Below are 17,324 nucleotides of genomic sequence, written 5' to 3' on the forward strand. Positions count from 1 at the left end.
GGGCGATTCACCTTTGCCGCTCGCGAGTGAGTTTCACGCGTGGACACCTTCGATATCGGCGGCGACCTGACGGTGAACAGACTCGGCTTCGGTGCGATGCGGCTCTGCGGTGAGGATATCATCGGCCGGCCGGACGACGAGGCGAACGCCCGCGCGGTCGTCGAGCGCGCGCTCGAACTCGGCGTTGACTTCATCGACACGGCAGACTCCTACGGGCCGGGGACGAGCGAGCGCATCCTCCGAGAGGCGGGCGCACCCGAGGATGCCGTCGTCGCGACGAAGGCTGGACTCCTGCGGGAGTCGGGCGGCGACTGGATTCCCCACGGCGACCCAGACTATATTCGGAATCAGGTGCTCGTCTCCCGCGATCGACTCGGCGTCGACACCATCGACCTGTATCAGTTCCACCGGCCCGACCCGGACACCGACTTCGAGGCGTCCGTCGAGACGTTCGCGGAGCTGAAAGACGACGGCTTCATCGACCACGTCGGTCTCTCGAACGTGACCGTCGAGCAGTTAGAGACGGCCCGCGACATCGTCGACATCGCCACGGTGCAAAACCAGTACAACGTCGCCCACCGGCCCGACGAGGACGAGCGCGTCCTCGACGCCTGCGAGGAGTACGATATCGGCTTCATCCCGTGGTTCCCGCTCGCGGCGGGCGACCTCGACGAGGTCGACGGAATCGACGATATCGCCGACGCACACGGCGCCTCTCGGTATCAGGTGGCGCTGGCGTGGACGCTCCACCGCTCTGACGTGATGCTCCCGATTCCGGGCACGTCGAGCGTCGACCACCTCGAAGCCAACGTCGCGGCCGGCGACATCGGCCTCTCGGTCGACGAGATGGCGCGGCTCGGCTAGTCAGACACACGTCCGACTCGATTTTTTGTCCGGCGGGCCGTGAGTAGAGGGTATGACACGGTTCGTCGGGGGACGCTGGACGCGCGAGGGCTGGGTGGCGGTCGTCTTCGCCGACGGCTACGAGTCCACGACGGTGTACGCCGAAATCGGGCAACTGTGGGGTGATCTCGAAGAGACGGCAGAGCGCATCCTCGTCGACGTACCGATCGGGCTCATCGAGGAGGGTGACCCGACGCGTGAGCCGGATGAACTCACCAGACGCGTCGTCGGTCCACAGGCCGGTGAGGTCCGGACGCCGCCCGTTCGGGAGGCGACGCGCAAGCGACGGTATCCGGCCGCGACCCGGGTGATGGAGCGCAAGACCGGGCAGTCGCTCTCGGAGGCGGCCTTCGCCGCCAGCGAACCGATTGCCGCGGTCGATGAACTGCTGCAGGAGGTCCCCGAGACGCGTGCGGTGTTCGGCGAGTCACACCCGGAACTCTGTTTTCGCGCGTTCGCCGGCGAGCCGCTGGAGTACAACCGTCGCCACGCGGGCGGCTACGCGGAGCGGATGCGCGCGCTCGCGGAGTTCGACCACGACGCGCCGCCGACGGTGCAGTCGGCCGCGGAGGCCGTCGCCGGTCATCCGGTCAACATCGAGGCGGTGCTGGATGCGCTCGCGCTCGCGTACACCGCTCGACCCGGAAGCGAGCCGCTGCGGACGCTCCCGGCGGATCCGGAGACGGACGCAACGGGGTTGGAGCTGTGTCACTACTATCGCGGGACCGACCTGCTGGCGTGAGCCGCGGCTGGTCGGCGTAAAAAAACGAAGAAAGTCGTCAGTTTAGAGTCGGGTGACGTTCGTCGCGCGCGGGCCCTTCTCGGCCTGCTCGATGTCGAACTCCACTTCCTGTCCCTCTTCGAGGTCCGGACCGCCGACGTCCTCCATGTGGAAGAACACGTCCTCGTCTGCGTCCTCGGTGTCGATAAAGCCGTAGCCGCCGGTGTCGTTGAAGAAATCAACCTTACCTTGTGCCATACTCCAGTCTCTGTCTACCCACGTATAAGGCTGCGGATTCACGTCCCAGACTGTGTGAGGTATTCTCTTGTCCCTCCCTCCCGGAGTATCGGGCATGTTTCGTCGGCTCCGCGCTACCGCCCCCGCTGGTCTCGTCCCGCTCGCGTGGCTGTTCACCCTCGCGGCCGCCCGCGGGTGGATTTCGACCCGGACCGTCGCCATCGGTCTCGGCGTGATGGCGACGCTGCTCGCGCTGTTTGCCCTGCTGTCGGCTCGCGAGATGGCCCAGTCCCGCGTGCTCCGGGCGTGGCTCGCGGTGGTCGTCGGTGGCTTCTTCCTGACCGCCGTGGGACTGTACGCCGTCACGGCGACACAGCCACAAGTCGCCCGCCTCGCCGTCGCCGGGTGGATGCTCCTGCCCGCGATGGGGCTGGTCTTCACCGGCCGGTTCGACGCGGCATACGCGCGTGTACACACTCTCGGTGGCTTCCTCGCGGCCGCCGGTACGGTCGCCTTCCTCGCGGCCGCCGACATCGCCGCACTCGCCGGACTCACGTGGGAAGCAGTCTCCACCGGTGGAACTGTCCTCGTCGCCGTCGGACAGACGGCCGGGATTCTCGCCGCGACGCTCGGAGAGTCGTAATCCAGCGCCGTTCGACGGTGAGTGCGACTACTCTGCTCTCTCGCCCGCTTGGAGCAGTCGCCGCCGCAAGGTGGGCCTCTCCTCGTCGCCGTCGGCTGGTGTCATCGTGTCTCTCTGCATCCGCTGGTCAGTTGAGAGGCTCTTTGTCTCGATGTACAGCTCGTGCAACGCTCGGGGCGTCAGCCGGACTAGCACCTTTTCGCGGTCGTCCTTGTTGCGCCGTTCAGGAGTGAACGTCAGCACCCAGTCTTGGCCCTGCTCACCGTCACCGGCCGGCCCAAGCGAGATTGTCTGAGCCAGCTCGTCGGGAACGTAGTGCCACTTATTATCTCGAAACCGTGGGTAGTGTCCTTCCGGGCGGGGGTTCTCGGGATCGACGTCGTCTTCGCTCATGCGAGACCGGCCTCCTCGAAGGCATCGTTCACAACGTCAGGTGTCGGTGCATTCAGATACGGTTCGATGGCCTGGAACGAGTCCTAACCACCAACCTGCATCACGACGCGGGGATTCACCTGCTTCTCTACAAGGAGGCGCTGCGCAAACCGCCGGCGGAGGTCGTGGCTGGAGACGTACCGATAGTCGTCGTCCCCAGTTGCTTCCGCCGCACGCTCGGCAGTCCGCTTCACGACATCTCGGACGCCGCGCTCGGACAGTTCTACGAGCGGCTGATGCCGGTTCACTCATTGTACTCCGACCGGTATGTAGCCGAAAGGTAATGACGCACACCTGTAACAATACCGAATATGGGTAGTCCACCAGAGATAGATTGGCTCACCGCCATGAGGTTAGAACTTGAACGGTATCGTGAAGAACGCGCCGAAGATACCGTTACTCTACATGATATATACGATTTTTCTGAATCCCGGCTGGCAAAACAGTTCCCCGAGAACGACCATGTGAGAGCCAAAATCAGACAGTTGCTACAGCGATTGCGCGACCATGGTGAGGTGGAATTTCTTGATGACGAGGGGACTTACCAAATCAGAGAGATTCAATTGAAAAATTCTACAGGCTTGTCTCTCCCTGTCGAAACAGATGACACAGGGGCTGTAGACACCCACACTCTCGGGCTGTATCTCATTCCGGTGAACGACGATTGGCGAGAGAGGTTTGAGAACTCGGTCGAAGAGCCGCACGACTTACATCAGTATGAGAACGTACCCCCACAAGTAGAAGGATTAGACCGGCTCCGGATTTGGGGGACGACCGAAACCGACGGCGACAAGAAACAATCGGCAATCGACCAAATGAGTCCTGATGATTGTCTTCTCTTCTACCACGCTGGCGAGTTCTTCGCTGGTGGTACTGTTGGTCGTACATTCGAGAACTCCGATGTTGGGGAACTGTTATGGAACAATCCCGAGAGCCGATACCTCTTCACGGTTGAAAATTTCACGCATAGCGTTTCCCCGATTAAGATAGTATGGGATATGGTAGGCTACGAAAGTCGGCAAGTCGTTCAAGGATTCACCCGTGTTGCGGACGACCGTGTATCCAACATCCGCGAAGAGCATGGGTCGCTTGAATCCCTAATCCTCAAATCGGATAGCGGAGAGCCGTCACCGGAAGAGATTGAGGAAGAGAAATCCGAGTTGACACAAGCGGTTGAGTCGGAACCAGAACTAACCGAAGACGATACAGAGTTCGTTGAGACACGTCGAAAAGCACGTGACAGCGCGTTTCGAGAATTAGTCCGGGACGCCTACGACAACACCTGTGCCGTCTGTGGGAGTCAACGCGAGTCGCCTGACGGGAATCCCGAGGTAGAGGCGGCTCACATCTTCCCTCATTCAGAGGGCGGAAGCGACGACATTCGGAACGGCATTGCCCTGTGTAAGTTTCATCATTGGGCGTTCGATTCCGGGTGGCTGTCGTTCACCGACGACCACGAAATTATCGTAGCCGAGGCCACCGACAAGAACGGCTACCACGAACTCAAGCAACTTGAGGGGCGGTGGTTACGACTTCCGGAAAACGAAGAGGCACATCCCCATCCGATGTTTCTTGAGCAACATCGTGAAATTCAACAGTTCGACTGATAATGGGTGCGAATCAACCGCTTAACGTCGATTCCAGCCAAGGTCGTCATACCGACTCGCCGCCGCCCACAGCCGCGAGACGACCGCGAGAGAACAGTATGTTAGGATAGAGAGCGCACGGCCTTGTTCTCGAACTCGCTCAAGCTGTTAGAGAGCCTTCTACAAGTAGCGCCCCAATCCCCTCGATTAGTTAACGAGCGCTTGCACGCAGGCGTCACGCGTCTCTTATAGTTGTCGTGGTGAATGCTTTGCCTCAAGACTCGAAATTGGCACGCTGGGGGTGCTATACTCCGTAATTCTTCTCGGAATAGGGGAAGGACTGAAACGGCCACGGCACGCACAACGCAGTGAAGCGCCCGACGGTACAGGGGTGCGTGCTGTGGCCGGTTCAAATCTCGCGGGGAAACACGGTGATATAGGGTCGAATCCCTACGCCGTATTGCGAATCCAATCGGCGCCGAAAAGGAATGCCGCCTCCCCGATTTGAACGAAGGAAGACGGTCGCTCACTTCGTTCGCGCTGCGACTTCCAGGCTCAAATCGGCTCGGCGTTGCTTCTTCACTGCTCGCTACGCTCGCAGGTTCAGAATATGCCGCCTCCCCGATTTGAACGGGGGACAGCTCGATCTTCAGTCGAGTGCTCTCCCAGTCTGAGCTAAGGCGGCTCAACTCGAACGACACGACGGGCGTGAAAAAGCGTTTCCATCCGCGATAGAATCGCTGTGGGCAAGCCGGTCGACCGAGCAACCGAGGCGGTGGCCTACCGCGCCGCGCGCCCCAGCGCGCGTGTGCAGTCTGGGGAAGGGTTGGGAGAGCGGTCGAAGACCGCGGACCAGCGGGCGGGAGCGAAGCGATACGCGAGCGCGCGGTGCGGTTGCGGTGCTGTTCCCTAGACCAAGCAACGAGAGTGGTGCTGTCGCTGTTGAAATCAGAGCAAACAGTGTGGTGCTGTGTCCTGAGCCAAGTAACGAGAGTGGCGTTGTCGAAGACAACGGGGTCCGGGCGGAATGTGAACCACGGGAAGACGTGCTCGCTGCGCTGCGCGCGTCTTCCCTGCTTCAATTCCGTCCGGCGCTTCGCACACGCGGTGCTGGCTCCTCACTCCGTTCGTCGCAGTCACCGCGAGAACTCAGTGGGTCCGGGCGGAATTGAACCACCGATCTCCTCCTTGTAAGGGAGGCGTCATACCACTAGACCACGAACCCGCTATCTGACGGAAATCGACCCGCGCGAATAGGCCTTGCGTTCACCGGCGGCGGAACGCTTAGCCTCCTTCGTTCCCACCTCCGGATATGAATCGCCGACAGATTCTCCCCGCGCTCGGGCTCCTCCTCGCGCTGGCGGTCGTCGGCTATGCCGCCGGGCTGTTCACCCCGCTTCTGACGACCGGTGGCTACCAGCCCGTCGCCGGCCCGACAGCCACGCCGGCGGACGACTCGACGGCGACGAGCACCCCGTACGCGGACGGGTACGCGCGCACGCCGGTCACCGTCCGCGACGGCGAGACGAACGCCACGCTCGGGTCGGTCAGAGTGGCGGTCGCGGAGACGCGCGACCAAAAAATCACCGGGCTATCGAAAACAGCGTCACTCCCCGAAGACAGGGGGATGTTGTTCCCGTACAACGCTCCCGCTGACCGAACCTACGTCATGCGCGGGATGGACTTCGGTATCGACATCATCTACATCGACAGCGACGGGCGAATCACGACGATTCATCACGCGCCCGAACCGCCCGACGGCGAGGACGGCGAGCAGTACGAGTACCCCGGTTACGGCCAGTACGTCCTCGAAGTGAACTACGAGTGGACGACGCGCCACGACGTGGCGGAAGGCGACCGAGTCGACATCGGTGAGTGGTAACGCCTCTCTATCAGTTTGCTTACCGAATCTGACTTTGGCGAACGCTTTTGCGCGCGAGTAGCCACGAACGTACAATGGGAGTTTCTGCTGTCGAAGACGAAGACGACCCGTTCGAGGAACAACGGGAGAAGGCCGAGAATCCGATGCGGCGGCTCTTCTTGCAGTACGGTGCAGAGAAGAAGGTCGCGTTCGTGGTCGGTGTCTTCTCCAGTATCGTCGCCCGGGCGCTCGATCTCCTGCCGCCGATTCTGCTGGGCGTGGCCGTTGACGCCATCTTCGAGGCGCAGGGTGCGGGCGACCGAGAGTACTCGCTGTTTCTCGTCCCCGATGCGTGGATACCGGCGACGGAACAGGGACAACTCTACTTCACCGTCGGCATCATCGCCTTTGCGTTCTTCGGCGGTGCGGCCTTCCACTACTCGCGCAACTGGGGGTGGAACGCCTTCTCACAGCACATCCAACACCAGATTCGGACGGACACCTACGACAAGATGCAGCGGCTCAACATGGACTTCTTCGCCGACAAGCAGACCGGCGAGATGATGTCCATCCTCTCAAACGACGTGAATCGCCTGGAGCGATTCTTGAACGACGGGATGAACTCCGCGTTCCGGCTCGGGGTCATGGTCGTCGGTATCGCGATCATCCTGCTCGCGGTCAACTGGCAGCTCGCGATGATCACGCTCGTCATCGTCCCGCTCATCGGCGTGTTCACCTACTACTTCATTAAGACCATCCAGCCGAAGTACGCCGACGTGCGCTCGTCGGTCGGGAAGGTGAACTCCCGGCTGGAGAACAACCTCGGCGGCATTCAGGTAATCAAGACCTCCAACACGGAGACGTTCGAGTCCGACCGAGTCGAGGACGTGTCACAGGGGTATTTCGACGCCAACTGGGACGCGATTAGCACGCGGATCAAGTTCTTCCCCGGGCTGCGGATGCTCGCGGGCGTCGGCTTCGTGCTCACCTTCTTCATCGGCGGCCTGATGGTGATCGGTGACGGCGTCGGCCCGTTCACCAGCGACCTCCAGGCCGGTGAGTTCGTCACCTTCATCCTCCTCTCACAGCGGTTCATCTGGCCGATGGCCCAGTTCGGACAGATTATCAACATGTACCAGCGCGCGTACGCCTCCTCCGCGCGCATCTTCGGGCTGATGGACGAACCCTCCCGCATCGTCGAGGACCCCGACGCCGACGAACTCGTCGTCTCCGACGGCGAGGTCGTCTACGACGACGTGTCCTTCGGCTACGACGACACCGAGACGATCGTCGAGGACGTGAGCTTCGAGGTCGACGGCGGGGACACGCTCGCGCTCGTCGGCCCGACCGGTGCGGGGAAATCCACGGTTCTCAAGCTCCTACTCCGGATGTACGACGTTGACGAGGGGTCGATTACCATCGACGGGAAGGACCTGCGCGACGTGACGATTCCGAGTCTCCGCCGGCAGGTCGGCTACGTCAGCCAGGACACGTTCATGTTCTACGGCACGGTCGAGGAGAACATCTCCTACGGCACGTTCAACTCCGACCGCGAGTCCGTCGTCGAGGCCGCGAAGGCGGCCGAGGCTCACGAGTTCATCACGAACCTGCCGGAGGGGTACGACACCGAGGTCGGCGAACGGGGCGTAAAGCTCTCTGGCGGCCAGCGCCAGCGCATCTCTATCGCCCGCGCGATTCTCAAAGACCCCGAGATCCTCATCCTCGACGAGGCGACCTCCGACGTGGACACGGAGACGGAGATGCTCATCCAGCGGTCGGTCGACCGGCTGACTGCGGACCGGACGACGTTCTCCATCGCCCACCGGCTCTCGACGATTAAGGACGCGGACAAGATCATTGTGCTCGAAGACGGCCGAATCGTCGAGCGCGGGAGCCACGACGACCTCATCGCCGAGGACGGACTGTACGCGCACCTGTGGGGCGTGCAGGCGGGCGAAATCGACGAACTCCCGGACGAGTTCATCGAGCGCGCCCAACAGCGCGACGCCAACCGCATCGAGGCCGGGGAGTAACCCCGAAAAGCGGGATTTTAAGACACTCTCGCTCACTCTTGGATAGTATGAGCGTCGAGCTACCGTTCGCTCCGGTAGATACCATCATTCGTCGGAACGCGGGAGAGCTTCGCGTGAGCGCCGAGGCGGCCGCCGAACTGGCCGCCCGTATTCAGGAACGCGGCGCGGCGCTGGCGACGACTGCCGCAGAGCACGCCACCGCCGACGGGCGCAAGACCCTGATGGTCGAGGACTTCGCGTTCGAGGCGTCGTCGGACCCCGAACTCGAACTCCCCATCGCCCCCGTCGACCGCATCGCCCGACTCGATATCGACGACCGGTATCGCGTCTCGAAGGACGCCCGCGTCGCCCTCGCAGCCGAACTGGAGTCGTTTGCCGACACCGTCGCGGCGGCGGCCGCGGTGCTCACCCGCCACGCCGCACGCCGGACAGTCAAGGAGGCCGACGTGGCCACGTACTTCGAACTCCAGCCGTACTACGGATGAGATTCGGCTACCGCGAGGTGTGTCTCCGCCACGACACCGGCGCTCGTCACCCCGAGAGCGCAGACCGGCTCCGGGCCATCAAGCGCGGACTTTCGAAGGAGCACGGCGTCGCCTACGAGGAGGGACGCCTCGCCTCGGCCGAGGAGATTCTCGCCGTCCACGAGTCGAACTACGTCGACGAACTCGAACAGTTCTGTGCCGACGGCGGCGGCACGTGGGACGCCGACACCGTCGCGGTCGAGGCGAGTTGGGAGGCGGCCCGCGCCGCCGCCGGCCTCTCGCTGTGGGCAGGTGACGTTGCCCTCGACGGCGACGGCGGACGCGAGACGCCCTTCGCGGTCGGTCGCCCTCCCGGCCACCACGCCGAGGCCGACGACGCCATGGGATTTTGTCTCTTCAACAACGTCGCCGTCGCGGCCGCGGGCGCGCTCGAACGCGACGACGTGGACCGTGTCGCCGTCTTCGATTGGGACGTGCACCACGGCAACGGTACCCAACACATCTTCGAGGACGACCCCGACGTGTTCTACGTGTCGACCCACGAGCGCGGGCTGTTCCCCGGAACCGGCGACCTCCGCGAGACGGGCACCGGCGAGGGACAGGGGACGACGATGAACATCCCGTTCCCGGGCGGCTGTGGCGACGCGGAGTATCTCGCCGCGATCGATGAGGCCATCACGCCGGCGTTCGAGCAGTACGACCCGGACCTGCTGTTCGTCTCTGCGGGCTTTGACGCCCACCGGAAAGACCCCATCTCCCGCCAGCGCGTCTCTACCGAGGGATACGGGCTGCTCACCGACCGGATGATCGACCTCGCGGACCGGTGTGGTGCAGGGCTGGCGTTCGTCCTCGAAGGCGGCTACGGGCTGGAGGCGCTTTCGGAGTCGGTCCGGAAGGTGAACAGCGTCTTCGACGGCTACACGCCGGCCGAAAACGAGGAAGAAGTCGCCGCACGCGGTCGCTCGACAATCGACGACGTGCGAGAGGTTCACGACCTCTAGAGGGTCGCGGCGACGGATTCGACGGCGTCGACGCGGGCCGGGTCGAACGTCCACAGCCCGTCCCACTCGTTTTCATCCGTCTGGAGACATAAGAGCGCAGCCGGGGTGTCGGTGCCGGTGTGGACGACGAACCACGAATCGCGGTAGACCGGTGTCCTGCCGTCGTGGACCACGACCGTCCGCTGTGGTGGCTCTACGTCCAAGAGGTCACGGGACTGTTCGACCGGCGTAGCCATACGCCACTGTGTTGTCACCGACGTCAATGAGATCTCCCCCTACACGTGCGGATAGAAGTACTCCCGAAGCTCCGAGCCGAACTCCGCCGCGAGCGTAGCAACCTCTCCCGCCGCGAGGACGGTGTAGTCGTCATTGAGCGCACGCTCGATTGCCGGTCCGAGTGCGACCGAGAAGAGAGCGTCCTCGGCGAACGCCTCGGGCGTCCGGTAGTCGCGCTCGCGCTCGACGACGTACCGGTCCCCAGCGAGATACGGTCCGGTCTCCGGTCCGTCGGCGTAGGCGTCGTAGAACCCCTCGGCGTGGTCGCGTACCCCCACCGGCGGTCCCTCGTGGCGTTCGATTGCCGGCAGCTTCGCAATCTGACACTCGACGAGCAGCGCCGCGGTGTCGTCGGCGACACAGGTCGCACGCAGCGGGTCGAATCCCCGGCGTCGAAGCTCCGACTCCAGTCCCGACAGTGACTTCTCCAACTGTGGGTAGAGTTGGTCGTCGACGATGTCGGGGGCGTCGAACCGGACCACAACGGGGTGGGTGTCACGCTCCTCGACGACAGCGTGGACCGCCTCGGCGTCAATCGGGTCGACGCGCCGCGGTTCGAACAGCGATTCCCGCGGGTCGGCGAGCAGGTCGCGGCTGTAGTGGATGAGCCGTGCGAGGTTCTCGGGAGCGAGCGAAGCGGCGACGTTGCGGTCGGGGTCCGTCGGGTCGATGACGACGAGGCTGTCCTCGAAACTGCTGGTCGCGTGCGCTTCGGGGTCGAAGCTGACGGGTGGGTTCCAGTCCACCACAGCGCGCACGAGCGGGACGAACCCCCCGTGTTCTAAGACGAGCAGCTCCGCGAGATACCCCGCGAAGCCACGGGTCCGGAGGTCAGAGCCGTACGCGCCGATGCCCTTCAGGAACGCTTTCGTGACGCGGGCGTCCCCCCGGAGATCGTCGTCCAATCGATCCTCCAGATACTCCGTGTGGAACGGGGTCCGGTCGACGGCCGACTGGATGTCGCCCGCCGACTCGACGGCGAAACAGGGGACGCAGTCGACGGCGAACCCCTCGACCTCCCCCTTGACGTAGGGGTGCTCGGCGAACTCCTCGTGGCCGTCGGGGACGACGGCGTGGCCCACCTGCAGGCCGTAGCGTTCGAGGTCGACCCGCGAGAGCTTCGGCGGGAACCGGACGAACAGGTCGATGTCGCGGTCGCCGGCGAGCCACGTTTCGCGTGCGGTGGAGCCGACGAGTCGCACGTCGGCGTCGATTCCGAGGTCGGTGATAGCGTCGCGTGCACGCTCGCGGAGTCGGTCAGCGACGGCGTGGAGCCGCTCGCGTTCGTCGTCGGTTGGGGTCACGCGGTCGTGGATCCGCTCAACGACCGTCTCGACCGACGTGTCTGTCATATCCCGGCTTCGGCGGCGGTTGTGAAACCCGTGTCGGTGTCCGTTCCGAAGCGAAAGCCCTATCTTGCAAATCGCGCTACGTGAGAGTGAGCCGCCTTAGCTCAGTTGGTAGAGCACCACGCTGTTAACGTGGTTGTCCCAGGTTCGAGCCCTGGAGGTGGCGTCTCCGTCTGCTGATTCGGTACGCTGAAGTTCGCTGCCTGCCGACGACGAATAAGGGCCCTTAGCTTAGTCTGGTATAGCACTCCGCTCATAACGGAGCGGTCGTTGGTTCAAATCCGACAGGGCCCATCCAGTTTTTGCAGGGACGAACGCGACGACTGAACCGCTCGGCCGTCGGTTCGACGCGACTCCGTGTCCCAGTGTCTCGACCTTTCCTCGGGCCCCTTCAGAAACCCTGACACACTCTTTTTATGTACGATTCCTGCTAGCGCACTGGGCGTGAACGTCGCAGGTAACTCAGTTGACTGGACTGCTGGAGGTGCTGGAGCCGACAGCTCAGTCACGAGTGGATCACAGTTGATAGTTGACATCACTAGCGCAACCGATACCGCCAACGCAGAGATCTCTGAAAGCGAAGTTAGCTCCGACGACGAGGTCAGCGTCATCTGGGCACCGGACAACGGTGACACCTCTCAGACGCTCGCAACCAGCGAGACTCCCTAGTCCGGCAAACTGATCTGTCTTTGGAGTCTTTTTTGAACACCAACTAGCCATGCGTGTTGGTCCTCCTTCCGTCGGCGTGGACCCGGAAATACGCTTGTCCTGATGGATATTGAGACGATAGACGACGAACAGTGTTGACGACCGGGACGACTGCACATCTCACGACGCTGCCGGTTACCCTCGCGGTCGGACCGTTCGTGTTCGCGTCGCGGTGACGTGTCGCGATACCGCGCTCGCACCAGAGACAACCGCTTTATCAGGCTGGACACTGTACAATCGACAATGAGTGACGATAGTGGCGGGCGCAAGCCCCTACGGATGCCCGACGAGAATCAGCAGTTCGCCGTCGTGACGAACATGCTGGGCGGCGGGCGTGTCGAGGTTCGGTGTGCAGACGGGAAAGAACGGATGGGCCGTATCCCCGGCCGGATGCGCTTCCGGACGTGGATCAACGAGGGCGACGTGGTGCTCATCGAGCCGTGGGACTGGCAGGACGGCAAAGGCGACATCGAGTGGCGCTACGACGAGCAAGACGCCCAGCAACTCCGCGAAGAAGGCCACATCGAGTAACTACCGGGTGAAATCCTCGTCGTCGAACTCTTCGAGGACCCACTCTAGTTCTTCGATGGCGCGCAACAGCGCCACCTCCGTTTCGTCTTCCAACTGCGAGACTGGCGGGTCGTGGCGGTCGTACTCGGCTTCGAGCGCGGCGATTCGCTCGCGGATCGTCTCCTCTGTTCGCATACTCGCCCGTGTACACCGGGAGTATTCAGCGTACCGCTTGCTACTACGTCCCATCCCCCGAACCCAAGCAACTCGAACACGTACACCGGGTATGAGCGACATCCCAGAAACCGACGAAGAGTGGCGTGAACGACTCACCGAAGCGGAGTACGAGATTCTGCGCGAGGAGGGGACCGACCCGAAGTTCTCCGGCGAGTACATCGGTAAGGACGACGACGGAGCCTACCGATGTGCCGGCTGTGGCGCGCTGCTTTTCGACTCGGACACGAAGTTCGACGAGGACGGCTCTGGCTGGCCCTCATTTTATGATGCCGTTGAGGGCGCAATCGAGTTCCGCGAGGACGATTCGCTCGGGATGACCCGAACCGAGACGGTGTGTGCCGAGTGTGGCGGCCACCTCGGCCACGTGTTCGAGGACGGCCCGGAGCCGACGGGCAAACGCTACTGTATCAACTCCACGGCTATCGACTTCGACGACGAGTGAGCTACCACCGGCGGAGCGCGCCTGCGCCGTGCTGGCTTGCCAGCACGAGCACGAAGACAGCGACCGCAGCGAAGGCAGCACCGCCGCCGAGATAGAACACCCAGTCGATACCGACGTTGGTCTGGAGCCAGCCGCCGACGAACGGCGCGCCGATGGAGCCGGGCCGCCAGACGAACTCCCGAATCCCGAACGAAGACGCGACGCCGCCCCCTTCGGTGTTTTCGCCCTCGTCCGCGAACAGCGCCATGCTCGCCGGCTCGCGGAAGGCGTCAGCAATACCCAACAGTGCGTTACACGCGATGAGAGGGAGAAACGCCGGCGAGAGGTTGCCGAGTCCCGCGACCGCGGCCTCGACGCCGACCCACTTCACGGGAGCCGTCGCTGCCAGCCACTCCATCCCCGGAATGCCGGGCGGGAGCGCGAGCACGGACCCGACGCCGGGTGTAAACGGCACCGCGAGAGCGATGGCCCCGTAACCTGTGCCCCCGAGCGCGATGAACGCGGCCCGACCGAACCTGTCGGAGAGCCGGCCGGTGTACGGCTGAAACAGCATGTTCGCTCCGCGTTCGGCCGTAATGACGACCCCGACGGCGAAGGGCGCGTACGCCAGCCCGCCCTGTGCGACCTCGACACCGGCGTAGATGGGGACCCACGTCCGAACGAGCGTGACGGCGACCGCGTACTGGCCTCGGAACGTCGTCAGCGTCCGGAGCCGTTCGTTCACCGACAGCGAACTGAACGGGAACCCCTCGATACGGACGGGGTCGGGACGGACGAACAGGACGACGGCCACCATCGATACCACCAACAGCGCGACGAGTACCGCGTACACCGTCTGGAAGCCGTACACCTCATATAGTGCTCCGACCGACAGCGCCCCGACGATACCGGAGGCGAGTCGCGCCGCGTTCGCCTTCCCGATGTGGTTAGCGCGCCCTCCCGTCGGCGCGAGTTCGCCAACGAGTGACAGTGAGAGTAGCGACGCGCCCGTCGCGGCGAATCCCTGCATCGCCCGCGCGCCGACGAACTGCCACGAGCCGGAGACGAACGCGAAGGCCGTGTACGCGAGCGTCGCGATACCGATTGCGACGACGAGTGCCGTCCGTTTGTCGCCGGCGTCACCACCCCACGCGAACGGGACGATGGCGAGCGTCGAGGCGAGCGTGTATCCCGACGTGAACAGCCCGAGCAACAGCGCTGACGGGTCGTAGAGATTGATGTACGTCGGGAGGAGCGTGGTGAGGGCGGCCAGCCCGAAGCCGCCGGCGAACCGGACGAGATACAGACTCAGAAACTGGAGCCGGTCGTCGTTCACACCGACGGTTTTCCCGTCCGCCTCAAGCACGTTCCGATACGGCTCGCGTCCAGACCCCCTGTTTCGCGTCCATCCACGCCACCACGCCGACGTGGGGAAGCGTCAGCGCCGCGATCAAGACGAGATACAGCCCGACGAAGCCGGCGGCGGTCGTCGGTGGCTCCGGCACCAGCAGATAAAACACTCCGAGGAAGGCGAGCGAGACGGCTGTCAGAGGAGCGGCCTGGCGCGCAAACCGCCGGAGCGGCGTCCACAGGTCGCCGGTCGCGAACGCCTCGACGGACGGTTCGTCGGTCAGCGCGAGCCGGCCGACGTGTCTGAGTGCGTGCCACAGACAGAAGTAGAGACCGACGGCCAACAGCGGCGGGACCGTCAGGAAGAACGCACCGAGCAGCAGCGTCTCGCCGGCGTCCCGTCGCCACCCGTCGCCCACCCGTCGCCAGTAACCCAGGCCTAGGTGGACAGCAACGAGCGCGCCGTATCCCACGCCGACGGCGAGTCGGCTCTCCGGCGTGAATACGGGTGCGAGAAGCGATACGTCACCGGCGAAGGGCGCGATGAGTAGCTCGGCCACGCGCTCGTACTGAGCGGGGAACGCGACCAGCGGGACGAGCATCGGGAAGCCGCCACGAACGACCGCAGCGAGGGCACGCTGTGGGACCGAGTGCAGGTGTGCCGCCCCGGCGAAGGCGACGAGCGCGTGCATGTCCCCCTGCCCCCAGTGGGCGAGCGTCAGGACGATGAACGAGCCGAACCCGACCGCCGGCGCGAGAAACCACACCAGCGTGTAGCCGACGCCGAGAAGGAGATACACGCCCCCGACGACGAACGCGCCGCGTACCGTCGAGACGGCCGCCAGCCGCCCGGGAACGAGGTGGTCTATCGCGCCGTGTGGCAGTCCGACGAGGACGACGGAGACGACGAGCGGCACCAGCTGAATCGTCTGTGGCACTTGCGGGTCGAACGCGAACACGAGCGCGAGCAGGCCACAACACACCCACCCCGGCCACAGCGTCAGCCGGCGGACCGCCTCCTCGCCGCCGTCGGGTGGAAACAGGGTCATGGCGCGGTGTCGATGCCGAGTCGGTCAGTCACCCACAGCCAGAGGATAAGTCCCTGGACGACGAACAGGTTCGTGAAGAAGAAAAACAGCGCCTCCTCGACCGGGAGCCCGGCGAGCGTCACCCCCGTCGTGTACGTCGGCGACAGCTCCCAGATACCGAGCGTGATGGCGACCATGTCGGCCGCACACAGATACACTGTCGGGAGCCCGACACCGATACCGACCGTCTTCACGTGCTCGTACAGATACGGCCAGCCGAACGCCCACTGAATCGCGAGCACCGGGCCGGCCCACCCGAGCAGCGCGCCCAGATACGTCGTCTGGCCGCCGGCGAGATACAGCCAGATGCCGACGGCGCTAATCGCGACTCCGGCGAGTGCGCCCATCAGCCGGTTCGCCAGCGACACCGAAAGCGGCCGGTCGGTCGTCTCGACGAACTGATACAGCCACAGCGCCGTAATGAACGGCTGGACGAGGATGAAGAGGAGCTCCTCGACGGGGATGTTGACGAACCGCGCCAGGACGACCCCCTCGCCGTACGACCAGACGCCCTTCCCGATGAGGAGAATCTCCCACGGAATCGTGTACGTGAGCGCGATGGCGGCCAAAATGACGATACCGGCCCACTGGACCTGAGCGCGGGGAAGCCGGAGCCGGCGCACCCACACTGACAACAGGAGTATGAACAGGAACGGCGCCAGAAATACGACGTGAAACCCCAGATACGAGGGAACGGCCATACGGCTGGTCGTCGTGGAAGAAATAAAAAGACGGCTGTCCGCGGTGGCGCGTCAGTCGGCTGCCTGTGCGGACGTGGAAACGTCCTCCAGTGCGTCACGGCTGCGCAGCAGGACGAAGCCGAAGCCGACCTTCGCCGTCACGTCGAGGATGGCGAAGGCGATTGTCTCCTGTGTGAGCGACAGTGCGCCGATGGTCGATTCGGTGCCGAGCACCCAGACGACCGGGTACAGCGACCACAACACCAGAATCATCGTGCGGAGTCTCGAGAACGTCGCCGCGACGGCGCTGGACTGGCGTGCTGCCTGTCCGCTCAGCGTGCGGACGAGGAAGAACAGCACGGCAATCATGAAGGCAGTGCTGATTCCCCACCAGAGCATACGGTTCAGCGCGCTGGAGCGCGCGAGTGCACCTGCGAGACCCGTCAGAATCATCGCAACGTCGAGACCGACAAGCGTCGCGATGGTGTTGCGGTCTGCACCCGCGAGCAGTGCGATGTCGAGCAGGAGTAGCGGCGTGGTGAACAGCCAGTCAGCGTAGCGTGCCCAGTAGATGTCGAGCGTCTCACCACCCACCGGCACCTCGATCAGACCATAGCCCGTTGCCATACTGAAGTACGACACGGATGCGATGGCCGTGATGAAGATTGTGATGATGTAGAACTCCTGTTTTCGTTCGTTCTTTTCCCCCCAGCCCATCGCGATGAACGCGACAGTGCCGAGTGCCATGAGGGCCGTTCCGACCCACAAGATTAGCGACTGCGTATCCGTTGGTTGGACCATAA

At 63.7% G+C, this 17,324-nt stretch carries 19 protein-coding genes, 4 tRNA genes and 1 pseudogene; 12 read left to right on the forward strand and 12 right to left on the reverse strand.

The window, feature by feature from the left end:
• Window positions 1-39: 39 nt before the first annotated feature.
• Together DMP03_RS08905 and DMP03_RS08910 are read left to right on the forward strand one after the other, a co-directional pair.
• Window positions 40-864 (forward strand): aldo/keto reductase, encoded by an 825-nt coding sequence (locus DMP03_RS08905; protein WP_225870797.1) that lies wholly within the window; start codon window positions 40-42, stop codon window positions 862-864.
• A gap of 52 nt (window positions 865-916) precedes the next feature.
• Complete coding sequence (locus tag DMP03_RS08910; protein ID WP_152120339.1) at window positions 917-1,645, forward strand: DUF429 domain-containing protein; 729 nt, start codon at window positions 917-919, stop codon at window positions 1,643-1,645.
• Between the two features lie 42 nt (window positions 1,646-1,687).
• Here DMP03_RS08910 and DMP03_RS08915 read toward each other — a convergent pair whose 3' ends face one another.
• Window positions 1,688-1,882, reverse strand: coding sequence for a cold-shock protein (locus tag DMP03_RS08915; RefSeq protein WP_075937457.1), 195 nt, complete (start codon window positions 1,880-1,882; stop codon window positions 1,688-1,690).
• 94 nt (window positions 1,883-1,976) lie between these two features.
• Between DMP03_RS08915 and DMP03_RS08920 the strand changes: the two genes are divergently transcribed.
• On the forward strand, window positions 1,977-2,504 hold the full coding sequence (locus tag DMP03_RS08920; protein ID WP_152120340.1) for a hypothetical protein: 528 nt from the start codon (window positions 1,977-1,979) through the stop codon (window positions 2,502-2,504).
• Between the two features lie 27 nt (window positions 2,505-2,531).
• On the opposite strand, the gene DMP03_RS08925 is transcribed toward DMP03_RS08920, so the two are convergent.
• Window positions 2,532-2,897, reverse strand: a complete 366-nt coding sequence (locus tag DMP03_RS08925) for a hypothetical protein (RefSeq protein WP_225870796.1) — start codon at window positions 2,895-2,897, stop codon at window positions 2,532-2,534.
• Window positions 2,894-3,184 (reverse strand): annotated as a pseudogene (locus DMP03_RS08930) (tyrosine-type recombinase/integrase); the annotation flags it as partial. The pseudogene DMP03_RS08930 and the gene DMP03_RS08925, both read right to left, overlap by 4 nt.
• A gap of 63 nt (window positions 3,185-3,247) precedes the next feature.
• On the opposite strand from DMP03_RS08930, the gene DMP03_RS08935 reads away from it, so the two are divergent.
• The gene (locus DMP03_RS08935; protein WP_152120341.1) at window positions 3,248-4,543 is read left to right on the forward strand and encodes an HNH endonuclease; all 1,296 of its coding nucleotides are present in this window, start codon (window positions 3,248-3,250) and stop codon (window positions 4,541-4,543) included.
• Between the two features lie 590 nt (window positions 4,544-5,133).
• Here DMP03_RS08935 and DMP03_RS08940 read toward each other — a convergent pair.
• Window positions 5,134-5,207: transfer RNA gene (locus tag DMP03_RS08940), tRNA-Phe, on the reverse strand.
• 468 nt (window positions 5,208-5,675) lie between these two features.
• Window positions 5,676-5,747 (reverse strand) — tRNA-Val (locus tag DMP03_RS08945).
• An 87-nt stretch (window positions 5,748-5,834) separates the two neighbouring features.
• Here DMP03_RS08945 and DMP03_RS08950 point away from each other — a divergent pair.
• From DMP03_RS08950 to DMP03_RS08965, 4 genes are all read left to right on the forward strand, one after another.
• Window positions 5,835-6,404 (forward strand): DUF192 domain-containing protein, encoded by a 570-nt coding sequence (locus tag DMP03_RS08950; protein ID WP_152120342.1) that lies wholly within the window; start codon window positions 5,835-5,837, stop codon window positions 6,402-6,404.
• A 74-nt stretch (window positions 6,405-6,478) separates the two neighbouring features.
• Window positions 6,479-8,416: an ABC transporter ATP-binding protein gene (locus tag DMP03_RS08955; protein WP_152120343.1), complete on the forward strand. Its 1,938-nt coding sequence runs from the start codon at window positions 6,479-6,481 to the stop codon at window positions 8,414-8,416.
• 47 nt (window positions 8,417-8,463) lie between these two features.
• Complete coding sequence (locus DMP03_RS08960; protein ID WP_152120344.1) at window positions 8,464-8,901, forward strand: histone family protein; 438 nt, start codon at window positions 8,464-8,466, stop codon at window positions 8,899-8,901.
• Window positions 8,898-9,902 carry a histone deacetylase family protein gene (locus DMP03_RS08965; protein WP_152120345.1) on the forward strand — a complete coding sequence of 335 codons (1,005 nt, stop codon included), beginning with the start codon at window positions 8,898-8,900 and terminating at the stop codon, window positions 9,900-9,902. Before DMP03_RS08960 ends, DMP03_RS08965 begins: the two co-directional genes overlap by 4 nt.
• Here DMP03_RS08965 and DMP03_RS08970 read toward each other — a convergent pair.
• Both DMP03_RS08970 and cca read right to left on the reverse strand, forming a co-directional pair.
• Window positions 9,899-10,138 (reverse strand): hypothetical protein, encoded by a 240-nt coding sequence (locus DMP03_RS08970; protein WP_152120346.1) that lies wholly within the window; start codon window positions 10,136-10,138, stop codon window positions 9,899-9,901. The two genes, DMP03_RS08965 and DMP03_RS08970, sit on opposite strands and share 4 nt — an antisense overlap.
• A 39-nt stretch (window positions 10,139-10,177) precedes the next feature.
• A complete protein-coding gene (gene cca, locus DMP03_RS08975; protein WP_152120347.1) occupies window positions 10,178-11,530 on the reverse strand; it encodes a CCA tRNA nucleotidyltransferase in 1,353 nt (450 codons plus the stop codon).
• A 90-nt stretch (window positions 11,531-11,620) separates the two neighbouring features.
• Here cca and DMP03_RS08980 point away from each other — a divergent pair.
• The 3 genes from DMP03_RS08980 to eif1A all read left to right on the forward strand — a co-directional run bounded on the left by DMP03_RS08980 (window position 11,621) and on the right by eif1A (window position 12,766).
• Window positions 11,621-11,693: transfer RNA gene (locus tag DMP03_RS08980), tRNA-Asn, on the forward strand.
• Between the two features lie 54 nt (window positions 11,694-11,747).
• Window positions 11,748-11,821 (forward strand) — tRNA-Ile (locus DMP03_RS08985).
• A 657-nt stretch (window positions 11,822-12,478) separates the two neighbouring features.
• Window positions 12,479-12,766: a translation initiation factor eIF-1A gene (eif1A, locus tag DMP03_RS08990; RefSeq protein WP_075937446.1), complete on the forward strand. Its 288-nt coding sequence runs from the start codon at window positions 12,479-12,481 to the stop codon at window positions 12,764-12,766.
• On the opposite strand, the gene DMP03_RS14315 is transcribed toward eif1A, so the two are convergent.
• A complete protein-coding gene (locus DMP03_RS14315) occupies window positions 12,767-12,940 on the reverse strand; it encodes a hypothetical protein (RefSeq protein WP_172967115.1) in 174 nt (57 codons plus the stop codon).
• A 91-nt stretch (window positions 12,941-13,031) separates the two neighbouring features.
• On the opposite strand from DMP03_RS14315, the gene msrB reads away from it, so the two are divergent.
• Complete coding sequence (gene msrB, locus DMP03_RS08995) at window positions 13,032-13,424, forward strand: peptide-methionine (R)-S-oxide reductase MsrB (RefSeq protein WP_152120348.1); 393 nt, start codon at window positions 13,032-13,034, stop codon at window positions 13,422-13,424.
• Window position 13,425: 1 nt separating this feature from the next.
• Here the strand turns inward: msrB and DMP03_RS09000 are convergent, their stop codons facing one another.
• The 4 genes from DMP03_RS09000 to DMP03_RS09015 are packed head-to-tail and all read right to left on the reverse strand — an operon-like array spanning window position 13,426 to window position 17,322.
• A complete protein-coding gene (locus tag DMP03_RS09000) occupies window positions 13,426-14,739 on the reverse strand; it encodes an MFS transporter (RefSeq protein ID WP_152120349.1) in 1,314 nt (437 codons plus the stop codon).
• Between the two features lie 22 nt (window positions 14,740-14,761).
• Window positions 14,762-15,802, reverse strand: a complete 1,041-nt coding sequence (locus DMP03_RS09005; RefSeq protein WP_152120350.1) for a Brp/Blh family beta-carotene 15,15'-dioxygenase — start codon at window positions 15,800-15,802, stop codon at window positions 14,762-14,764.
• Window positions 15,799-16,542: a lycopene cyclase domain-containing protein gene (locus DMP03_RS09010; RefSeq protein WP_152120351.1), complete on the reverse strand. Its 744-nt coding sequence runs from the start codon at window positions 16,540-16,542 to the stop codon at window positions 15,799-15,801. The genes DMP03_RS09005 and DMP03_RS09010 overlap by 4 nt, the downstream gene beginning before the upstream one ends.
• Before the next feature lie 51 nt (window positions 16,543-16,593).
• A complete protein-coding gene (locus DMP03_RS09015) occupies window positions 16,594-17,322 on the reverse strand; it encodes a bacteriorhodopsin (RefSeq protein ID WP_152120352.1) in 729 nt (242 codons plus the stop codon).
• Between the last annotated feature and the right edge of the window lie 2 nt (window positions 17,323-17,324).

Origin of the sequence: Halosegnis rubeus (genome assembly GCF_009184545.1) — an archaeon.
Classification (GTDB): domain Archaea; phylum Halobacteriota; class Halobacteria; order Halobacteriales; family Haloarculaceae; genus Halosegnis; species Halosegnis rubeus.

Bases quoted from the DNA above. Each gene is read 5' to 3' on its own strand.
- cca (WP_152120347.1), bottom strand. From the start codon at position 11,530: ATGACAGACACGTCGGTCGAGACGGTCGTTGAGCGGATCCACGACCGC.
- DMP03_RS08950 (WP_152120342.1), top strand. From the start codon at position 5,835: ATGAATCGCCGACAGATTCTCCCCGCGCTCGGGCTCCTCCTCGCGCTG.
- DMP03_RS08965 (WP_152120345.1), top strand. From the start codon at position 8,898: ATGAGATTCGGCTACCGCGAGGTGTGTCTCCGCCACGACACCGGCGCT.
- DMP03_RS09015 (WP_152120352.1), bottom strand. From the start codon at position 17,322: ATGGTCCAACCAACGGATACGCAGTCGCTAATCTTGTGGGTCGGAACG.
- DMP03_RS09005 (WP_152120350.1), bottom strand. From the start codon at position 15,802: ATGACCCTGTTTCCACCCGACGGCGGCGAGGAGGCGGTCCGCCGGCTG.
- DMP03_RS09010 (WP_152120351.1), bottom strand. From the start codon at position 16,542: ATGGCCGTTCCCTCGTATCTGGGGTTTCACGTCGTATTTCTGGCGCCG.
- DMP03_RS08920 (WP_152120340.1), top strand. From the start codon at position 1,977: ATGTTTCGTCGGCTCCGCGCTACCGCCCCCGCTGGTCTCGTCCCGCTC.
- DMP03_RS08935 (WP_152120341.1), top strand. From the start codon at position 3,248: ATGGGTAGTCCACCAGAGATAGATTGGCTCACCGCCATGAGGTTAGAA.
- DMP03_RS08910 (WP_152120339.1), top strand. From the start codon at position 917: ATGACACGGTTCGTCGGGGGACGCTGGACGCGCGAGGGCTGGGTGGCG.
- DMP03_RS08915 (WP_075937457.1), bottom strand. From the start codon at position 1,882: ATGGCACAAGGTAAGGTTGATTTCTTCAACGACACCGGCGGCTACGGC.
- DMP03_RS08955 (WP_152120343.1), top strand. From the start codon at position 6,479: ATGGGAGTTTCTGCTGTCGAAGACGAAGACGACCCGTTCGAGGAACAA.
- DMP03_RS08960 (WP_152120344.1), top strand. From the start codon at position 8,464: ATGAGCGTCGAGCTACCGTTCGCTCCGGTAGATACCATCATTCGTCGG.
- eif1A (WP_075937446.1), top strand. From the start codon at position 12,479: ATGAGTGACGATAGTGGCGGGCGCAAGCCCCTACGGATGCCCGACGAG.
- msrB (WP_152120348.1), top strand. From the start codon at position 13,032: ATGAGCGACATCCCAGAAACCGACGAAGAGTGGCGTGAACGACTCACC.
- DMP03_RS14315 (WP_172967115.1), bottom strand. From the start codon at position 12,940: ATGCGAACAGAGGAGACGATCCGCGAGCGAATCGCCGCGCTCGAAGCC.
- DMP03_RS08925 (WP_225870796.1), bottom strand. From the start codon at position 2,897: ATGAGCGAAGACGACGTCGATCCCGAGAACCCCCGCCCGGAAGGACAC.
- DMP03_RS08970 (WP_152120346.1), bottom strand. From the start codon at position 10,138: ATGGCTACGCCGGTCGAACAGTCCCGTGACCTCTTGGACGTAGAGCCA.